The sequence below is a fragment of the Janibacter sp. Y6 genome (genome assembly GCF_040900765.1).
In the GTDB taxonomy this organism is placed as follows: Bacteria; Actinomycetota; Actinomycetes; order Actinomycetales; family Dermatophilaceae; genus Marihabitans; species Marihabitans melonis.
In genome coordinates, this window is the sequence record NZ_JAKLYZ010000001.1 from 830245 (window position 1) to 848280 (window position 18036).

Below are 18036 nucleotides of genomic sequence, written 5' to 3' on the forward strand. Positions count from 1 at the left end.
CGTGCGGTGGTGCCGTGCTGGTGCGGTGCCGGCGGTGGCCGGCGGGCGTCAGAGCGCCTCGACGCCGCGCTCGCCGGTGCGGACCCGGACGACCTCGTCGACGGTGGTCACCCACACCTTGCCGTCGCCGATCCGGCCGGTGCGGCTCGTCGAGACGACGACGTCGACCGCCGAGGTGGCGTCCATGTCCTCGACGAGGACCTCGAGGCGGATCTTCGGCACGAAGTCGACCGTGTACTCCGCCCCGCGGTAGACCTCGCTGTGCCCGCGCTGGCGCCCGTAGCCGCTCGCCTCGCTCACCGTCATGCCGGTGATGCCGTAGGCCTCGAGCGCCTCCTTCACCTCGTCGAGCTGGTGGGGCTTGATGATGGCGGTGACGAGCTTCATGCCTTGGCTCCTTCGGTGGTGACTTCCTCGTGGTGACGCGCGTCGTGCTGGACGCCGGCGCTGCTGACGCCCAGGCGGCCGCCGCGGGCGACGAGGTCGTAGCCGGACTCGGCGTGCTCCGCCGCGTCGATGCCGGCGACCTCGTCGTCCTCGCTGACCCGCCAGCCCATCGTCGCCTTGAGGGCGAGGGCGATGACGAGGGTGAGGACCGCCGAGATGACGAGGCTGGCCAGGGCGATGACGACCTGGACGACCGTCTGGTCGATGCCGCCGCCGTAGAAGAGCCCGGTCTCGGTGGCGAGCAGACCGGCACCGACGGTGCCCCAGAGCCCGGCGACCAGGTGCACGCCGACGACGTCGAGGGAGTCGTCGTAGCCGAAGCGGTACTTCAGGCCGACGGCGAGGGCCGCGAGACCACCGGCGACCGCGCCGAGGACGAGCGAGCCGACGGGCGAGAGCGAGCCGCAGGCCGGGGTGATGGCGACGAGACCGGCGACGACACCGGAGGCGGCGCCGATCGAGGTGGCGTGACCGTCGCGGATCTTCTCCACGAGCAGCCAGCCGAGGATCGCCGCAGCGGTCGCAGCGGTCGTGTTGACCCACACGAGCGAGGCGAGGCCGTCCGCGGCGAGCTCGGAGCCGGCGTTGAAGCCGAACCAGCCGAACCACAGCAACCCGGCGCCGATCATGACGAGCGGCACGTTGTGCGGGCGCATCGCGGTCTTGCCGAAGCCGAGGCGCTTGCCGACGACGAGGGCGAGGACGAGACCGGCGATGCCGGCGTTGATGTGCACGACCGTCCCACCGGCGAAGTCGATGGGTGCGACGTTCGCCACCCCGTCGGTGATCCCGTACATCGCACCGGCGATGCCGCCCTCGGCGCCCGAGAGCAGGCCCCCGCCCCACACCATGTGGGCGATCGGGAAGTAGACGAGGGTGAGCCAGATCGCGACGAAGACCATCCACGTCGAGAACTTCACGCGGTCGGCGATGGCGCCGGAGATGAGGGCGACGGTGATGATCGCGAAGGTGAGCTGGAAGCCCGCGAAGAGGACCTCCGGCAGCCAGACGCCGGCGCCGAAGACGTCGATGACCGGCATGCCGTCGGCACCCACGGTCGTCGTCACGCCCTCGACGGTGCTCGCGACGCCGCGCAGGCCGAACTTGTCGAAGGGATTGGCGAAGATGCCCGCGACGTCGGCACCGCCGAAGGACATCGAGTAGCCCCACAGGACGTAGACGACGCCGGCGACGCCCATGGCGCCGAAGCTCATCATCATCATGTTGAGGACGGACTTGGCGCGGGTCATGCCGCCGTAGAAGAGGGCGAGACCCGGGGTCATGAGGAGGACCAGGGCCGCGCAGATGATCATGAAGGCGGTCGCCGCGGGGTCGATCGCCGGTGGCTCCGCCGCGAGGGGCATCAGTGCTGGACTCATGCGGAGCAGCCAACGCGGCGCAGGTTTCGCCTCCCTCGGCCGATTGTTTCGACGAGGTTGCGGATGGCCCCCCTTCGTAAGCGGTGCGTTACCGACACCTCTGCGTCCCACGATGCGGGACGCGAAGGGGGACGGCGACCGCCCACCGGGTGCGGGCGTGAGCGACCTGGGCTGGGAGGATGGAGGCATGACACCTGTGCTCGTCTACGACGGCGACTGCGGCATGTGCACGCGTGCCGCGAGCCTCGTCTCCCGGCGGCTGCGGCCGTCCGCCGACACCTACGACGTCGAGCCCTCGCAGGCGCTCGACCTCCAGGCCCTCGGCCTCACCGCGCACCAGTGCGAGGAGGCCCTGCAGTGGGTCGGCGCCGACGGCGAGGTGAGCAGCGCCCAGGACGCCGTCGCCCGGATGCTCCTCGCGTCCAGGCCCGTCCTGAGGCCCGCGGGCGCCGCGCTGCTCCTGCCGGGGGTCAACCCGCTCGCCGGCGTCGTCTACCGGTGGGTCGCCCGCAACCGCCACCTCTTCCCCGGCGGCACCCCGGCCTGCCAGCTCCCACCCACCCCCTGACCCGCCCCCTCGCTGGTCGAGGTGCGAGGAAGGCTCTTGCTGGTCGAGGTGCGAGGAGCTCTGCGACGAGCCTCGAGACCACCCCCTTCGCACGCTCGCCGGTTTCGAGGCTCGGGCCCTGAGGGCCCGTCGCACCTCAACCACCAAGGCCCCTGCGCTGGTCGAGGTGCGAGGAGCTCTGCGACGAGCCTCGAGACCACCCACTTCGCTGGTCGAGGTGCGAGGAGCTCTGCGACGAGCCTCGAGACCACCACCCGCCACGAGCCAGGGCGCGCTAATCCCTCGGAGCGGTCCTGTGGGAGGCGATGATGACGCACCGGGCCGAAGGGGTCCGTCAGATCTGAGGAGCCCCGCATGAGCATCCCACCGCCGCCGCCCGGTCCAGGGGCCGGCGGCCCCGGGCAGCGACCCCCCGGTCCCCCGCCCCACGGCGGTCCCCCCACGGGTGGCCCCGGCGGGTATCCCGGTCCGGGTGGCTACCCCGGCCAGCCCTCCGGCCGCCGTCGGGTGCCGGTCTGGGCGTGGGTCGTCGGCGGCATCGCCGCCCTCGTCCTCGCGTGCTGCGTCGGCTTCGCGGCGCTCGTGGCCCTCGGCGTGGCGAGCAGCCCGGTCGACGACGAGACGACGTCCGTGGCGCCGCAGAGCAGCACGACCGCCCCCAGCGAGGACACCTCGAGCTCGCCGGAGCCCGAGCCGACGCAGGAGCCCGAGCTGACCCAGGAGCCGGAGCCGACCCAGGAGCCGGAGCCGTCGAGCACGAGCTCGACCCTGCCGTCGGCGCCGAGCTCGAGCGTGCCCCCGACCCCGGCGGGCTCGACAGCCAACACCGACAGCCGCTACACCCTCAAGCCCGAGCAGCTCGAGTCCGAGGTCGTCCGCGGCCTCGGGGGCATCGGGCTGAAGAAGTCCGAGGTCGACTGCCCCTCTGCCCTCGTCCTCATCGCGGACAAGACCGCGACGTGCGCGGCGCCGAACCCCGTCGGCGACGGCACGGCGACGATCACCGCGACCGTCGAGTGGGCCCAGATCTCGGGCACGAGCATCCGCTACTACCTCGGCTTCGAGCTGAAGACGAAGAAGAGCACGTAACGCCAGGCGCGGGCCGGACGGGACGACGAAGGGGGTGGGCGCCGAGCGCCCACCCCCTTCGTGCTGCCGTGAGAGGTCAGCCGACGATGGCGTCGACGAAGGCCTCGGGGACGAAGGGGGCGAGGTCGTCGGGACCCTCGCCGAGACCGACGAGCTTGACGGGGACGCCGAGCTGGCGCTGGACCGCGACGACGATGCCGCCCTTGGCGGTGCCGTCGAGCTTGGTGAGCACGACACCGGTGACGTCGACGGCCTGGGCGAAGACCTTCGCCTGGGCCAGGCCGTTCTGGCCCGTCGTCGCGTCGATGACGAGGAGCACCTCGTCGACCGGCTGCTGCTTCTCGACGACCCGCTTGATCTTGCCGAGCTCGTCCATGAGCCCGACCTTGTTGTGGAGCCGGCCCGCGGTGTCGATGACGACGCAGTCGGCCTCCATCTCGGCGCCGGCGCGCACGGCGTCGAAGGCGACGGCGGCCGGGTCGGCCCCGTCGCGGTCGCTGCGCACCACGGGGACCCCGACGCGCGCGCCCCAGGTCTCGAGCTGGTCGGCGGCCGCGGCGCGGAAGGTGTCTGCTGCGCCGAGCACGACGTCGCGGTCGTTGGCGACGAGCACGCGCGCGAGCTTGCCGACGGTCGTCGTCTTGCCGGTGCCGTTGACCCCGACGACGAGCAGGCAGGCGGGCCGGCCGTCGACGCGGCTCGCGGCGAGCCCGCGGTCCATGGTCGGGTCGACGAGCTGGAGCAGGTCGGCGTAGAGCCAGTCCTTGGCCACCTCGGGGTCGGTCGTGCCGTCGATGGCGACGTGGGCGCGCAGCGAGTCGACGAGCTCGGTCGTCGGCTCGATGCCGAGGTCGGCGCGCAGCAGGACGTCCTCGACGTCCTCCCAGTCCTCCTCCGACAGCGAGCCGCTGCTGAGCAGGGCGAGCAGGGTCTTGCCGATCGCGCTGTTCGACGTGGCCAGACGGGTGCGCAGGGTGCGCATGCGGTCACGGGTGGGGGCCGGGGTGTCGACCGGGGTGACCGGCTCGGCCTCGACCGCGTCGAGCGGGTGGACCTCGGGCTCGGCGGCCGGCGCCGGGGCGGGCTCGGCCGCGGGGGCCTCCGGCTCGGCGGCAGGCGCCTGGGCCGGCTCAGCGGGCGGCGCCTGGGGGGCCTGAGCGGCCGGGGCCTCGGGCTCGGCCACCGGGGCCGGGGACTGCGGGGCGTCGGTGATCGGCGCGACGTCGGCGTCGCGCTCGTAGACGTCCGGCTCGTCCTGGCCGGTGGTCGGCGCGCTCGTCGCCTCCGAGGGGGCGGCGCCCGCCGGGGTGGTGCTCTGCGGGGACTCCGGCGCGGGCGCGCTCGGCGCCGCCGGGGTCACCTCGGTCGCCTCGGCGGGCTCCGCGGGGGCGGTCGCACCGGAGGGGGTGTCGCGCTCGGTCGGGCGCTGCGGTGCCTCGGGGGCCCCGGTCGCCTTGTCGCTCGGCCGGTCGAGGACGATCGTGCCGCTGCGGTGGTCGGTGGTGCCCTTCGGCCGCTCCGGCGGCCGGTGCTGCTCGGGCAGGTCGCCGTCGGACCCACCGCGCCCGCGCAGCAGGCCGACGAGCAGCCCACCGAGCAGGACGAGCAGACCGACGGCGACGAGGACGTACTCAAGGACAGTGTCGATACCCATCACGCCGCCCATCCTCGCAGCCCGCGGCGTCAGCCAGCGAGGTGACCGAAGTCGGCCTCGAGCTGCGCCCACGGACCGCTGGCCTCGACCCGCCCGTCGGCGAGCACGACGACCCGGTCGGCCTGAGCGAGCGCCGCCCGCTTCGACGTCGCCCCGACGACGGTGACCGAGCGCTCGCGCAGCGAGCGCCACAGCTCGACCTCGGTCGTCGCGTCGAGCGCGCTCGAGACGTCGTCGGCGAGCAGCAGCTCGGTGTCGGCCGCGAGCGCACGGGCCAGCGCGAGGCGCTGGACCTGCCCGCCGGACAGCCGGACCCCTCGGTGCCCGACGGCGGCATGGGGCCCGCCGGCGGTCGCGACGTCCGGGCCGAGACGCGCCGCCTGCACCGGCGCCTCGAAGAGCCGCTCGTAGCCCAGCTGGACGTTGTCGGCGAAGGTGCCCGACACCACCCGGGGCACCTGCGCGACATAGGCCACCTGGCCCGGTCGCAGGAAGACCTCGGGGTCGTCGACCTCGTGGCCGTTCCAGTGCAGGCCGCCGCGGTGGTCGACGAGACCCGCGAGCGCGCGCAGCAGACTCGACTTGCCCGAGCCGACCTGGCCGAGGAGGAGCACGAGCTCACCGGCCCCCACCGAGAGGTCGACGTCCTCGACACCGACGGTGCCGTCCTCGTGCACCGCGGTCATCCCGACGAGCGAGAGCCGGCGCAGCGGCACCCGGTCGACCTCCGGCGGCGCGGGCGCCGCACCGGTGACGAGGTCGACGCCCGGCGCCGTGTCCATGAGATCGGCCCCCCCGGCCAGGCGGCTGGTCACCTGCTGCCAGGCGCGGGTGCCCGGGGCCTCGGTGACGACCGCGCCCGCGACCCGGCCGAACCAGTCGAAGCCGCCGACCGCGCCGACGAGGAGCAGGGCGGTGGCCAGCCCCCACCAGCCCCAGAGCACGCCCGCCCAGGTGACGACGAGACCGGCCTGGACCATGAGCATCGGGACGCCGTCGAGCACCGCGCGGACCCTGTGCTCGCGGATCGCCGCGTCGACGCGACCGCCGTCGACCGAGCGCAGGTGGCGCCGCAGGTCGGGCACCTGCCCGGCGAGCTTGACCGTGCGCGCGGACTCGAGCGTCGAGACGAGCACCCGCCCGAACTGCGCCCGGGTCGTCGAGGCGTAGGCCGCCGAGCGCCCCGCGATCGGACGGCCGAGGGCCGAGGCCCCGGCGGCGGCGACGAGCACGACAAGGAGCACGAGGCCGGCGAGCGGGCTGCGGGCCGAGACCGCGGTGATGACGACGATCGCCATGCCGTTGACGAGGTCGACCCAGCGGTCCGCGTAGCGCGCGTATCGGTCGGCGTCCATCGCGCGGGCCACGATCTCGCCGGCGGGCACGCGGTCGAGCCGCCGGTCGGCGGTCTGCCCCACGAGCACCGACATGCGCACGCGCAGCAGCACCTCGACCCACCAGCGGGGGTAGCGCCCGATGGCGACGGCGAAGAGGACCGGGCCGACGAGGATCGCGACGACGCACGCGACGAGCCACGGCGTGACCTGCTCGCCGTCGCGCAGCGCCTGGACGGTGTGCCCCCACGTGAAGCCGGTGAGCGCACCCAGCGACCCGGTGAGGGAGAAGCCGAGGAAGAGCCCGGCGGCGAGCAGCCCCCATCCGGGGCGTATGCGCAGGGCGTGCAGGATCCCCCTCGTCAGCGACGGCCCGTCGCCCGGGTCGCGGCTCGGCGGCGGGTCGACCCGCCGCCGTGACCCCTCGAGGGTCGGCGCCACAACGACAGGCGCGTCGGCCGGGCCGACCGGCTCTCCGGAGACGGGCTCGGGGGCGCCCGGTGAGGCCGTGCTCGCCGCGCGGAGCAGCTCGCGGAAGGGCCCCTCCTGGGTCGCCAGCGCGACCCGCGGGCCGTGCTGGACGAGCCGTCCGTGGTCGAGCACGGCGACGAGGTCGGCCCGCGAGATCGTCGACAGTCGGTGGGCCACGAGGATGCCGGTGCGCCGGCGCAGCAGCCGGTCGGCGGCGGCGACGACCCGTTGCTCGGTCACGGGGTCCATCCGTGCCGTGGCCTCGTCGAGCACGACGACGCGCACCTCGCGCAGCAGCAGACGGGCGAAGGCGACGAGCTGCTCCTCCCCGGCCGACAGCGTCGCGCCCCCGGGCCCGAGGACGGTGTCGAGGCCGTCGTCGAGCCCGTCGACCCACTCGGTGAGCCCGAGCTCGGCGACGACCTGCTCGACGCGCTCGCGCTCGACGTCGGCGAAGAGTGCGACGTTCTGCGCGAGGGTCCCGGCGAGGATCTCGGTGCGCTGGGTGACGACGCCGACGGCTCGGCGCAGCTCCTGCAGGTCGATGTCGAGCACGTCGACGCCGCCGAGCAGCACGGTGCCGGGCTCGGGGTCGACCGCCCGTGACACGAGCGAGGCGAGCGTCGACTTGCCCGAGCCGGTGCGCCCGACGAGGGCGATGGTCTGACCGGCCGGCACGTGCAGGTCGACACCGGCGAGCGCGAAGGTCCCCTCGCGATAGCTGAAGTGCAGGTCGGCGAAGTCGAGGTCGACCTGCTCGGTCGGCACCGGCAGACCACCACGCGGCTCGGGCTCGACGGCGAGCATCTGGCGCAGCCGGATGACCGCGCCGAGACCGGCCTGGAGGTCGGGCAGCTGCTCGGCGACCCGGCCGACGATGCTGACGAAGCTCGTCGTCACGAGGAAGAGCGTGACGAGCTGCGCGACGGACAGCCCGCCGCGCGAGGCGACGGCGATGCCGACGACGGCGATCGCCGCGAGCAGCCCGTGGAGCAGGAGCATGGCTCGCAGGGTCATCGAGCGCTCGACCCGGATCACCTCGTGGAAGCGGGCGTGGACGTCCGCCGACAGCCGGGCCAGGCGCTGGACGGCGAAGGGGGACCCCAGGCTCGTGCGCAGGTCGTCGCGCCCGGCGATGCCCTCCTCGAGCGCGGCCGCGTGGTCGGTCCAGGCCATCTCCTCGACGACCTTGCGCGAGGCGACCTCGGCCATGAGCGGGCGCATGACGACGTAGGCACCCACGGCGAAGACCGGGAAGAGGACCCACGCCGGCCACCACGTGAGGGCCGCGACGGCCCACATGGGGATCGCGGTGAAGACCGCGCGCAGGGCGGTCCACACCTGCTCGCGCACGAGCGTGCCGACGTCGTGCGTGTCGTCGTCGACCCGGTCGAGCACCTCGCCGACCGCCTGGTCGGACAGCGCCGGCAGCGGCTGGTCGAGCGCGGCGTCGAGCAGGTCCTCGCGCAGCCGGCCCTCGGCCCGGTCGACGACGTAGGCCCACACGAGCCGGCCGACGGTGTCGAGCACCGCCCCGCCGACGAGGCACAGCGCGAGCCAGGAGACGAGCACCGCGCTCGGGTCCTCGGCGAGCCGTCCGGCGAGGACGGACCCGGCCGCCTGACCGGCGGCGTAGCCCGCGAGGGCGAGCCACGAGATCGTGACGAGCGGGTGCCGCAGACGCGTCCACGTCACCTGCCGTCGCGGGGGCGGGGTGGTCGTGGGCGGTGCGGTGGTCCCTTGGGGGACGAGGTCGAGCGTCGTCATGGCGTCCCTGAGCGTACGACCGCCCACCGACGACGCGACACCGAGTTTTCGGCCGCGAGGCCGCCCCCTTCGCCCTCCCGCGGACCTCGTCGGCCCGCGGGAGGGAGAAGGCATCAGAAGATGAGGACGCGGTCCGCCGGGTCGAGCCACATGCCGTCGCCCTCGGCGACCTCGAAGGCCTCGTGGAAGGCGTCGATGTTGCGGCACGCGTTGCCGCGCAGGTCCTGCGGGGCGTGCGGGTCGATGGCGAGCAGGCGCTCGGCCTCCTCGCGGCGGGCGTCGCCGCACCACACCCGCGCCCAGCTGACGAAGAAGCGCTGGTCACCGGTGAGGCCGTCGTCGCCCACGCTCGTCGCGGCCTCCTCGCCGACCGCGATGCGGTAGGCGGCGTGACCGATGGCCAGGCCCCCGATGTCGCCGATGTTCTCGCCGACGGTGAGAGCGCCGTTGACCGCCCGGTCCGGCGCGGTGCGGCTGCGCTGCCCGTCGAACTGCGCGCGCAGACGGTCGGCCAGCGCGGTGAAGGCCTCCTTGTCCTGCGGGGTCCACCAGTCGCGCAGGGCGCCGGTGCCGTCGAAGCTCGCGCCCGAGTCGTCGAAGCCGTGCCCGATCTCGTGCCCGATGACCGCCCCGATGCCGCCGTAGTTGACCGCCGGGTCGGCGTCGGCGTCGAAGAAGGGCGGCTGGAGGATCGCCGCGGGGAAGACGATCTCGTTCATCCCCGGGTTGTAGTACGCGTTGACCGTCTGCGGGGTCATGAACCACTCGTCGCGGTCCACGGGGCCGCCGAGCTTGCCGATCTCGCGGTCCGCGGCCAGGGCGTTGGCCCGGCCGACGTCGGTGAGCAGGTCACCGGTCAACTCCAGCGCGGAGTAGTCCTTCCAGCGCACGGGGGCGCCGACCTTCGGGGTGAAGGACTCGAGCTTGGCCAGGGCCTCCGCCTTGGTCTCCTCGCTCATCCACGACAGCGAGGCGAAGGAGCGCCGGAAGGCCTCGACGAGGTGCTCGACGAGCTCGTCCATCGCCGCCTGGCTCTCCGGCGGGTAGTGCCGCTCGACGTAGAGCTTGCCGACGGCGTCGCCGAGCGCCCCCTCGAGCAGGCTGACGCCGCGCTTCCAGCGGGCCCGCTGCTCGGGGATGCCCGACAGCGTGCGCCCGGCCAGGTCGAAGTGGGCCGCGACGAGGTCGCGGCCGAGGTGCGGCGCGGAGGCGAGGACGACGTGCCAGCGCAGCCAGGCGCGCCAGTCGGCGACGTCGACCTCGTCGAGCGCGGTCGACAGCGAGCGCAGGTAGTCGGGCTGCCGGGCGATCGCCCGGTCGAGCGCGCCCTCGGGCATGCCCCACGCCTGCGCCCACGCGGCCCAGTCGAAGGACGGAGCGGCCTGCGCCAGCTCGTCGGCGGTCATCGGGTTGTACGTCGCGACGGCGTCGCGGTTGCTCACGCGGTCGAGGTGGCCCGTCGCGAGACGGTGCTCGACGCGCAGCACGGCGTCGGCGACCGACCCGGCGTCGGCCGTGCCGGCGAGCGACAGGAGGGTCTCGACGTGGCCGCGGTAGGCCCGCAGCACCGCGGCGTGCTGCTCGTCGCGGTAGTAGCTCTCGTCGGGCAGACCGAGGCCGGACTGCTCGAGGTAGACGACGTACTCGTCGGGGTTGCCGTCGTCGGTCGCGACGATCGGGGCGAGCAGCCCGCCGACGCCGAGGCGCCCGAGGTGCCCGGTCGCGACGAGCAGGGAGCGGGTGTCGTCGATTGCGTCGACCTCGTCGAGACGGGGGCGAAGGGGGGCCAGCCCGGCGGCCTCGACCGCCTCCTCGTCCATGAAGGAGGAGAAGAGCCCGCCGATGAGCCGGGCGTCGGGGTCGGAGCCGGGGTCGGCCGCCGCCTCCTCGACGATGGCCCGCACGTCCTCCTCGCTGCGCTCGCGCAGCACGTCGAAGACGCCGTAGCGGCCCTTGTCGGCAGGGATCTCGACCGAGCTCAGCCAGCTGTTGTTGACGTGACCGTAGAGGTCGTCCTGCGGGCGGGTCGTCGGGTCGAGCGGGTGGTCGAAGGTCGGCGTCTGCGTCACGCCGTCAGTCAAGCACGCAGCGCCGACGCCGGCGCGCCCGCCGGGGGTGGGCGCACGCCGCGAGGACGGTCGTCAGTCGCGCTTGCGACCGGCCGTCGCGCCGCTGATCGCGGCGGAGGTCCGGCTCGCGGCGGCGTCGGCGCCGCCGCGCACGCGCACGACGACGCGCTCCCCGCGGGGGGTGAGGAGGTCACGGCCCTCACGGCGGGCCGGCACGAGGACGACGCCGAGCACCGCCAACGAGAGGGCGACGCACAGGAGGAGGCCGACGACGATCGCAGTCATGGTCATATCGTCGCCGACCGCTGCCCCGGGGCACGAATCGACACGCCCCGCAGGGGTGCTCGTGTCCAGGGTCGAGGTCGCGGCGGGCCTAGGACGCGACGTCGCGGATGCGCTGGCTGACGACGGTGGTGATGCCGTCGCCGCGCATCGAGACGCCGTAGAGGGCGTCCGCGACCTCCATCGTCTTCTTCTGGTGGGTGATGACGATGAGCTGGCTGGAGTCGCGCAGCTCCTCGAAGAGGGTGATGAGACGCCCGAGGTTGGTGTCGTCGAGCGCGGCCTCGACCTCGTCCATGATGTAGAAGGGGCTCGGCCGCGCCTTGAAGATCGAGACGAGCAGCGCGACGGCGACGAGCGAGCGCTCCCCGCCGGAGAGCAGCGACAGGCGCTTGACCTTCTTGCCCGGGGGGCGCGCCTCGACCTCGATGCCCGTCGTCAGCATGTCCGAGGGGTCGGTGAGGGTCAGGCGGCCATCTCCCCCGGGGAAGAGGCGGCCGAAGACCCCTTCGAACTGCTCGGCGGTGTCGCGGAAGGCCTCCGCGAAGACCTGCTCGACCCGCTGGTCGACCTCGGCGACGATGTCGAGGAGGTCCTTCTTGCTCTGGCGCAGGTCCTCGAGCTGGGTCGTGAGGAAGGTGTGCCGCTCCTCGAGCGCGGCGAACTCCTCGAGCGCGAGGGGGTTGACCCGCCCGAGGGCCTTGAGGCCGCGCTCGGCGGCCCGCAGGCGCTTCTCCTGCTCCTCGCGCACGTACGGGCGGGGGGCCGACGGCTCGGCGTCCGGGTCGTCGTCGGGCGAGGGCACGTGCGGCACGCCCTGGTGGGGGCCGTACTCCTCCATGAGCACGTCGGGGTCGATCCCGAGCTCCTCGATGGCGCGCTGCTGCAGCTGCTCGATCCGCGCGGTCTGCTGGGCGCGCGCGACCTCGTCGCGGTGGACCGTGTCGGTGAGCTCGCGCAGCTCGTCCTGCTGGGCGGCGAGCGCCGTGCGCATCTGGGCCAGCCGGGTGTCGCGCTCGGCGCGGGCGGCCTCGGCCTGCTGCTGGGCGGCGGCGGCCCGCTCGACGGCAGCGGTGACGAGGGTCGCCGCGTGACGGGCCGCGTCCTGGACGGCGGCGGCCACGCTCGCCTCGCGACGGCGGCGCTCCTGGCGGGCCCGCAGCCGCTCCCGGGCGGCGATCTCGTTGCGCGCCGCACCCTCGAGGCTCTCGGCCCGGCCGTGCAGGGAGCGCGCCCGCTCCTCCGTCGTGCGCAGGGTGAGGCGGATCTCGGTCTCGGCGGTGCGGGCCCGGCTCGCCTCGAGCTCGAGGCGGTCGCGGTCGTCGGTCGTCGGCTCGGACTCGTCGGCGGCGGGCTCGGCGCTGGCCTGCTCGAGCCGGGAGCGAAGGGCGGCGAGCTCGGCCCGGTCCGACTCGAGGCCCGTCGTCAGCGCGGCGATCGCGGTCCGGGTGCGCTCGGCCTCGGCCCGGGCGACCCGGGCGGTCTGGCCGTGGCTGCCGAGCTGCTCGGCGACGGCCGACATCTGCGCGTCGCTGTCGTGCAGGGCGTCGAGCGCGGCGTCGCTCGCCTCGCGCGCCTGCTCGAGGGTGGCGCGGGCACGCGCGAGCTCGAAGGCTGCGCGCTCCCCCGCCGACGTCGCGTCGGCGACGGTCGTGCGGGCCTCCTCGAGGGCGGACTGCACCTCGATGAGGCTCGGCGCCGAGGCGGAGCCGCCCCGCACGAAGCCGGGCCCGAAGACGTCGCCGGCGCGGGTGACGGCGGTGACGCCCTGCTCGGACAGCGCGATGGCGTCCTCGTCCTCGCCGACGAGCGCGACCCGGTCGAGCACCTGGGCGACGGCCGGGGCGACCTCGTCGGGGGCGGCGACGACGTCGATCGCCCAGGTCGCCGAGGCGGGCAGGTCGGGCCAGGTGGAGCGGTCGACGACGCCGGCGGTGGAGCCGACGACGAGGTAGACCTGGCCGGCGTCCTCCTCGCGCAGCCGGCGCACGGCGGCGGCCGCGTCGGTGGCCGACCCGACGGCCAGGGCCTCCGAGGCCGAGCCGAGGGCGGCCGCGATCGAGGCCTCGTGCCCGCCGGAGACGGTGATGAGCTCGGCGATCGAGCCGAGGATGGTCGGGGCGCCCTGCCCCGCGGCGTCGCGCAGGGTCTGGGCGCCGTCCTTGCGGCGCAGCGACAGCTCGAGCGCCTCGACCCGGGCCTGGGCCGCTCCCCGGTCGCGCTCGGCGGCCCGCTCGGCCTCCTGCCAGCGGGTGACCTCGGCCTCGGCCGCGTCCTGGGCGGCGCTCGCCCGCTCGAAGGCCTCGTCGAGACCGGCCTCGCTGCCCTCGGCATCGGCGATCGAGGACTCGAGCTGGCGGAAGGCCTGCTCGGCCTCGGCGGCACGCTCCTCGGCGCGGGTGATCACCCCTTCGAGCCGGCCGACCTCGGCCTCGGCGGCCTCGACCTTGCTCTGCCGGGCGCCGACCTGGCCGGTGAGCCGGGCCAGCCCCTCACGGCGGTCGGCGGCAGCGCGCACGAGCCGCTGGACCCGGTCCTGCTCGGCGCTGTGGGCGGCCTCCGCGGCCTCGCGGGCGGCGGTGGCGTCGGCGAGCCGCTGGGTGATCTGGTCGATCTCGGCGCGCAGGGCGTCCTCGTCGGCCCGGGCCTGGGCGGCCTGGCGGCGCAGCTGCTCGGGGTCGCGCCCGCTCGTGCTCTCGTGCTCGTCGTCCTGGCCGAGCAGGCGCACCCGCTCGGCGGCGACGGAGGCGGTGGACTCGAGCCGGTCGCCGACCGAGCGCAGCCCGACGAAGCGGCGCGAGGCGTCGGCGAGCAGCGGTGCGGCCTGGGCGGCGAGCGCCTCCTGCTCCCCGATGTCGGCCCGTGCGGTTGCGAGGGCCTCCTCGAGCGCGGCCCGCCGGCGCAGCATCGCCGTCTCGTCGGCGACCTCCTGCTCGAGGGCCGAGGTCATCTGCACGAGGTCGTCGGCGACGAGGCGCAGCCGGGCGTCGCGGGCGTCGGTCTGGATGACGGCGGCCTTGCGGGCGGCCTCGGCCTGCCGGCCGAGCGGTCCGAGCTGACGACGGATCTCGGTCGTGAGGTCGGCGACCCGGGCGAGGTTGACCTCCATCGTCTCGAGCTTGCGCAGCGCCCGCTCCTTGCGCTTGCGGTGCTTGAGGACCCCGGCGGCCTCCTCGATGAAGCCGCGGCGCTCCTCGGGGGTCGCGCGCAGCACCGCGTCGAGCTGGCCCTGGCCGACGATGACGTGCATCTCGCGCCCGATGCCGGAGTCGGAGAGCAGCTCCTGGATGTCGAGGAGCCGGCACGAGGTGCCGTTGATGGCGTACTCCGAGCTGCCCCCGCGGAACATCGTGCGGCGGATCGTCACCTCGGTGTAGTCGATCGGCAGCGCGCCGTCAGTGTTGTCGATGGTCATCGAGACCTCGGCGCGGCCGAGCGGCGCCCGGCCGGCCGTGCCGGCGAAGATGACGTCCTCCATCTTGCCGCCGCGCAGGCTCTTCGCGCCCTGCTCGCCCATGACCCAGGCGAGGGCGTCGACGACGTTGGACTTGCCCGAGCCGTTCGGCCCGACGATGCACGTGATGCCCGGCTCGAGACCGAGGTGGGTGGCGGAGGCGAACGACTTGAAGCCCTTGAGGGTCAGGCTCTTGACGTACACGTCACGCTCGCAATCGGGTGGGCAGGCGGTCACGGCCGCGGCGGCCGACGGCCGTCACCCTACCGGGGCGAAGGGGGGACCCCCGGGTCCTTCGTGCGCGGCTCAGCGCGCGTCGGGCTCCTGCGGCGGGGCGACCGGGGCACCCTCGGCGATCGCCTCGTGGTGGCGGATGACCTCGGCGATGATGAAGTTGAGGAACTTCTCGGCGAAGTGGGGGTCGAGCCCGGCGTCGTCGGCCAGGGCGCGCAGCCGCTCGATCTGGCGCTCCTCGCGCCCCGGGTCGGCGGCGGGCAGACCGAGCTCGGCCTTGAGCACCCCGACCCGCTGGGTGGCCTTGAAGCGCTCCGCGAGCAGGTGGACCAGCGCCGCGTCGACGTTGTCGATGCTCTGGCGCAGGCGGTGCAGCTCGGGCGGGGTCTGGCTCACGCCCAGCACCGTAGGCGCTCCCGCCGCTCGCCCGCGAACCCGTCTCACTCCCCCGGGTCCGGGCTACCGCTCGACGAAGCCGGTGCGGTCCCCCTTCGCCGGGGCGTCCTGGCGCACGACGGTCTCGACCCGGCCCGGGCGGCGGGTCGTGCTCGGTGCCTCGCGCAGCAGGGCCTCGAGCCGGTCGAGCTGCTCGGGCTCTCCCTCGGCGACGACCTCGACCCGCCCGTCGTCCATGTTGCGGGCGTGGCCGACGAGGCCGAGCTCGAGGGCGCGCGCCCGGGTCCACCACCGGAAGCCCACCCCCTGGACCCGGCCGCGGACGAAGAAGGTCGCTCTGGCGCTCATGCCCAGGACGCTAGCGCCGCAGGCGGTCTCGGCGCGCCCACGGTGCGCCTCCCCAGGGTTGTCCCAGGCAGCCCATAGCGTGCCCCTCGTGGGTGCAGCCATCCCGACGACGACCCCGGCGCAGGACACCTCCCGTCCCCTGCCCGACGGCGTGCTGCCCGCTCGCACCCCGAGAGGGCATCTCGCCGGGCTCGACGGGCTGCGGGCCCTGGCCATCGTCGCCGTCGTCCTCTTCCACCTCGACCCCGCGTGGCTGCCCGGCGGCTTCCTCGGCGTCGACGTCTTCTTCGTCATCTCCGGCTTCCTCATCACCACCCTGCTCGTGCGCGAGCGCGAGCAGAGCGGCACCGTCGACCTGCGCGGCTTCTGGGCCCGACGGGCCCGGCGGCTCCTGCCCGCCCTGCTCGTGTGCGTGCCGGCGTGCATCCTCATCGCCCGCACCGTCGAGGCCGACCTGCTCGTCGGCATCCGGCGCCAGGCGCTCGGGGCGCTCACCTTCTCGACGAACTGGCTCGAGATCGCCGGCGGCAGCGACTACTTCCACTCGACGAGCCCGCAGCTCTTCATGAACTTCTGGTCGCTCGCGGTCGAGGAGCAGTTCTACCTCGTGTGGCCGCTGGCGACGATCGCGCTGCTCGCCGTGCGCCGCCACCTCGGCCTGAGCTGGGGGGCGATCGCCACCGCGGTCCTCGGCATCGGTGTCGTCTCCGCCGTGCTCATGGCGGTGCGCTACGACCCCGACTTCGTCACCCGCGTCTACTACGGCACCGACACCCACCTCGTCGGGCTCATGCTCGGCGCCGCGATGGCGATGTCGTGGGCCGGGCCCACCCGCGCCGGCACGACGAGCCCGGCGTGGCACCGCTACCGCCGCCACCTCCTCGGCGCCGCGGGCCTGGTCCTGCTCGCCCTGCTCGCGCTCGCCGACGAGGGCTCGGCGTGGACCTTCCGCCTGGGCATCCCGCTCGCCTCGCTGGCGACCGCGGTCCTGCTGCTCGGCGCCGTCGACCGGCCCGGCCGGCTGCGCTCCACCCTCGAGCTCGCGCCGCTGCGCTGGATCGGCACCCGCAGCTACGGCATCTACCTGTGGCACTGGCCGGTCATCCTCGTCATCGGCCAGGACCTGCCGAGCGCTGCCGGCACGGGCGAGTTCGTGTGGACCCGGGCGTGGGCCGTCCTCGTGACGATCGCCATCGCCGACCTGTCCTTCCGCCTCGTCGAGACGCCGGTGCGCCGGCTCGGCTTCGGCGGCGCGCTGCGGGCCCTCGGCCGCAGCCTGCACTGGGCGACGCCCCGGGCGCGCCAGGTCGGCGCCGGTGTCATCGTCGTCAGCGGGCTCGTCCTCGCCGTCGTCCTGCTCACCGCGCCCGACAAGACGAGCACCCAGGCCACCCTCGAGGAGAACGCCGCGCAGGCCGCCGCGCCGCGGGCGAGCACCGAGGACCAGGTCGACGAGGGCAACCCCGACTTCACCATGCCCAAGGGCTCGCAGATCGACGTCTTCGGCGACTCGATGGCCGTCGGCAGCGTCCACGCCCTGCGCTACTACTTCCCCGGCGTGCAGATCGACGCGAAGTCCAACCGGCAGTGGTCGGACGGGCAGCGCGCGGTCGAGCAGGCCGGTGACTCCCTGCGCCGGGCCGTCGTCCTCGCCTTCGGCACCAACGCCGGCACCGACGAGCGCACCGTGCGCGCGCTGCTCGACGAGATCGGGCCGGACCGCATGGTCGTCCTCGTCAACCTCCACGCCGACCGGCTCTCGCGCATCGAGGGAGACAACGACACGCTCGAGGCCATCGCGAAGGACTACCCCAACGTCGCGATCGCCGACTGGGACGCCGCGGTGGCGAAGGACCCCTCGCAGCTCCAGGCCGACGGCATCCACCCGTCCCTGTCCGGGGCGCACGTCTACAGCAAGGTCATCCGCCAGGCCTTCGCCGACCTGTCCGAGAAGCACGCGGGCAAGCCGGTGCGGCTCAAGGAGCTGCCGATGCCCTGACGGGCGTCGCACCCCGTGGTCGGGCACACCGCGGTCAGGCTCGCGGCAGCCGGGGCCTGGGCTGGCAGCGCGGGCATGAGGTCGAGCTGCGGTTCATGAACTGCTCGCGCCGCATGAGCGTGCCGCACCTCGGGCACGGCCGGCCCTCCTGGCCGTACGCCGCCAGGCTGCGGTCGAAGTACCCCGATCGCTATCGCGAAGACGGCTTCGGCCTGTGGGCTGTGGTGCTGCGCGAGACCGGCGAGATGATCGGCCAGTGCGGGCTGACCATGCAGCACATCCTGGGTGAGGACGTCGTCGAGGTCGGCTACCTGTTCCACCGGGAGTTCTGGCACCGGGGCCACGCGATCGAGGCGGCCGCCGCGTGTCGTGATCACGCGTTCGACGTGCTCGGCGTCGATCGCGTGTATGCGCAGATCCGCGACACGAACATCGCGTCGATGAACGTCGCCATCCGCCTCGGCATGACCGTGCGGGGTCGCTTCATCAAGCACTACCGCGGAGTGGAGATGCCGCACCTGGCGTTCGCCGTCGACCGCGGGTGA

At 74.3% G+C, this 18036-nt stretch carries 13 protein-coding genes and 1 pseudogene; 4 read left to right on the forward strand and 10 right to left on the reverse strand.

Annotated elements, in window-relative coordinates; translation table 11 throughout:
• Nucleotides 1–48: 48 nt before the first annotated feature.
• The gene (locus L6241_RS03840; protein WP_068274613.1) at nt 49–387 is read right to left on the reverse strand and encodes a P-II family nitrogen regulator; all 339 of its coding nucleotides are present in this window, start codon (nt 385–387) and stop codon (nt 49–51) included.
• Nucleotides 384–1826: an ammonium transporter gene (locus tag L6241_RS03845; RefSeq protein ID WP_123093277.1), complete on the reverse strand. Its 1443-nt coding sequence runs from the start codon at nt 1824–1826 to the stop codon at nt 384–386. Before L6241_RS03845 ends, L6241_RS03840 begins: the two co-directional genes overlap by 4 nt.
• Before the next feature lie 187 nt (nt 1827–2013).
• Here L6241_RS03845 and L6241_RS03850 point away from each other — a divergent pair, with 187 nt between their 5' ends.
• Together L6241_RS03850 and L6241_RS03855 are read left to right on the forward strand one after the other, a co-directional pair.
• On the forward strand, nt 2014–2394 hold the full coding sequence (locus L6241_RS03850; RefSeq protein WP_368244926.1) for a thiol-disulfide oxidoreductase DCC family protein: 381 nt from the start codon (nt 2014–2016) through the stop codon (nt 2392–2394).
• Between the two features lie 354 nt (nt 2395–2748).
• Nucleotides 2749–3483 (forward strand): hypothetical protein, encoded by a 735-nt coding sequence (locus L6241_RS03855; protein WP_368244928.1) that lies wholly within the window; start codon nt 2749–2751, stop codon nt 3481–3483.
• Nucleotides 3484–3559: 76 nt separating this feature from the next.
• On the opposite strand, the gene ftsY is transcribed toward L6241_RS03855, so the two are convergent.
• The 7 genes from ftsY to L6241_RS03890 all read right to left on the reverse strand — a co-directional run bounded on the left by ftsY (nt 3560) and on the right by L6241_RS03890 (nt 15492).
• On the reverse strand, nt 3560–5137 hold the full coding sequence (ftsY, locus tag L6241_RS03860; protein ID WP_368244929.1) for a signal recognition particle-docking protein FtsY: 1578 nt from the start codon (nt 5135–5137) through the stop codon (nt 3560–3562).
• A gap of 29 nt (nt 5138–5166) precedes the next feature.
• Complete coding sequence (locus tag L6241_RS03865; protein WP_368244930.1) at nt 5167–8709, reverse strand: ATP-binding cassette domain-containing protein; 3543 nt, start codon at nt 8707–8709, stop codon at nt 5167–5169.
• 113 nt (nt 8710–8822) lie between these two features.
• Nucleotides 8823–10778 carry a M13 family metallopeptidase gene (locus tag L6241_RS03870; protein ID WP_368244932.1) on the reverse strand — a complete coding sequence of 652 codons (1956 nt, stop codon included), beginning with the start codon at nt 10776–10778 and terminating at the stop codon, nt 8823–8825.
• 72 nt (nt 10779–10850) lie between these two features.
• Complete coding sequence (locus L6241_RS03875) at nt 10851–11063, reverse strand: hypothetical protein (protein WP_123093283.1); 213 nt, start codon at nt 11061–11063, stop codon at nt 10851–10853.
• A gap of 88 nt (nt 11064–11151) precedes the next feature.
• Nucleotides 11152–14718, reverse strand: a complete 3567-nt coding sequence (gene smc, locus L6241_RS03880; protein ID WP_368244935.1) for a chromosome segregation protein SMC — start codon at nt 14716–14718, stop codon at nt 11152–11154.
• Between the two features lie 102 nt (nt 14719–14820).
• Complete coding sequence (locus L6241_RS03885; RefSeq protein ID WP_229299218.1) at nt 14821–15144, reverse strand: chorismate mutase; 324 nt, start codon at nt 15142–15144, stop codon at nt 14821–14823.
• Nucleotides 15145–15207: 63 nt separating this feature from the next.
• Nucleotides 15208–15492 (reverse strand): acylphosphatase, encoded by a 285-nt coding sequence (locus L6241_RS03890; protein ID WP_068274583.1) that lies wholly within the window; start codon nt 15490–15492, stop codon nt 15208–15210.
• Between the two features lie 88 nt (nt 15493–15580).
• Here L6241_RS03890 and L6241_RS03895 point away from each other — a divergent pair, with 88 nt between their 5' ends.
• Nucleotides 15581–17491, forward strand: a complete 1911-nt coding sequence (locus tag L6241_RS03895; RefSeq protein ID WP_368244936.1) for an acyltransferase family protein — start codon at nt 15581–15583, stop codon at nt 17489–17491.
• 34 nt (nt 17492–17525) lie between these two features.
• Here L6241_RS03895 and L6241_RS03900 read toward each other — a convergent pair.
• A pseudogene (locus tag L6241_RS03900) lies at nt 17526–17678 on the reverse strand (zinc finger domain-containing protein); the annotation flags it as partial.
• Between L6241_RS03900 and L6241_RS03905 the strand changes: the two are divergent.
• The gene (locus L6241_RS03905; protein WP_368245144.1) at nt 17605–18036 is read left to right on the forward strand and encodes a GNAT family N-acetyltransferase; all 432 of its coding nucleotides are present in this window, start codon (nt 17605–17607) and stop codon (nt 18034–18036) included. The pseudogene L6241_RS03900 and the gene L6241_RS03905 sit on opposite strands and share 74 nt — an antisense overlap.

Excerpts from the sequence above, each read along its gene's own strand:
- L6241_RS03865 (WP_368244930.1), bottom strand. The coding sequence starts at position 8,709 with ATGACGACGCTCGACCTCGTCCCCCAAGGGACCACCGCACCGCCCACG.
- L6241_RS03845 (WP_123093277.1), bottom strand. The coding sequence starts at position 1,826 with ATGAGTCCAGCACTGATGCCCCTCGCGGCGGAGCCACCGGCGATCGAC.
- L6241_RS03855 (WP_368244928.1), top strand. The coding sequence starts at position 2,749 with ATGAGCATCCCACCGCCGCCGCCCGGTCCAGGGGCCGGCGGCCCCGGG.
- L6241_RS03890 (WP_068274583.1), bottom strand. The coding sequence starts at position 15,492 with ATGAGCGCCAGAGCGACCTTCTTCGTCCGCGGCCGGGTCCAGGGGGTG.
- ftsY (WP_368244929.1), bottom strand. The coding sequence starts at position 5,137 with ATGGGTATCGACACTGTCCTTGAGTACGTCCTCGTCGCCGTCGGTCTG.
- L6241_RS03905 (WP_368245144.1), top strand. The coding sequence starts at position 17,605 with ATGAGCGTGCCGCACCTCGGGCACGGCCGGCCCTCCTGGCCGTACGCC.
- L6241_RS03840 (WP_068274613.1), bottom strand. The coding sequence starts at position 387 with ATGAAGCTCGTCACCGCCATCATCAAGCCCCACCAGCTCGACGAGGTG.
- L6241_RS03875 (WP_123093283.1), bottom strand. The coding sequence starts at position 11,063 with ATGACTGCGATCGTCGTCGGCCTCCTCCTGTGCGTCGCCCTCTCGTTG.
- L6241_RS03850 (WP_368244926.1), top strand. The coding sequence starts at position 2,014 with ATGACACCTGTGCTCGTCTACGACGGCGACTGCGGCATGTGCACGCGT.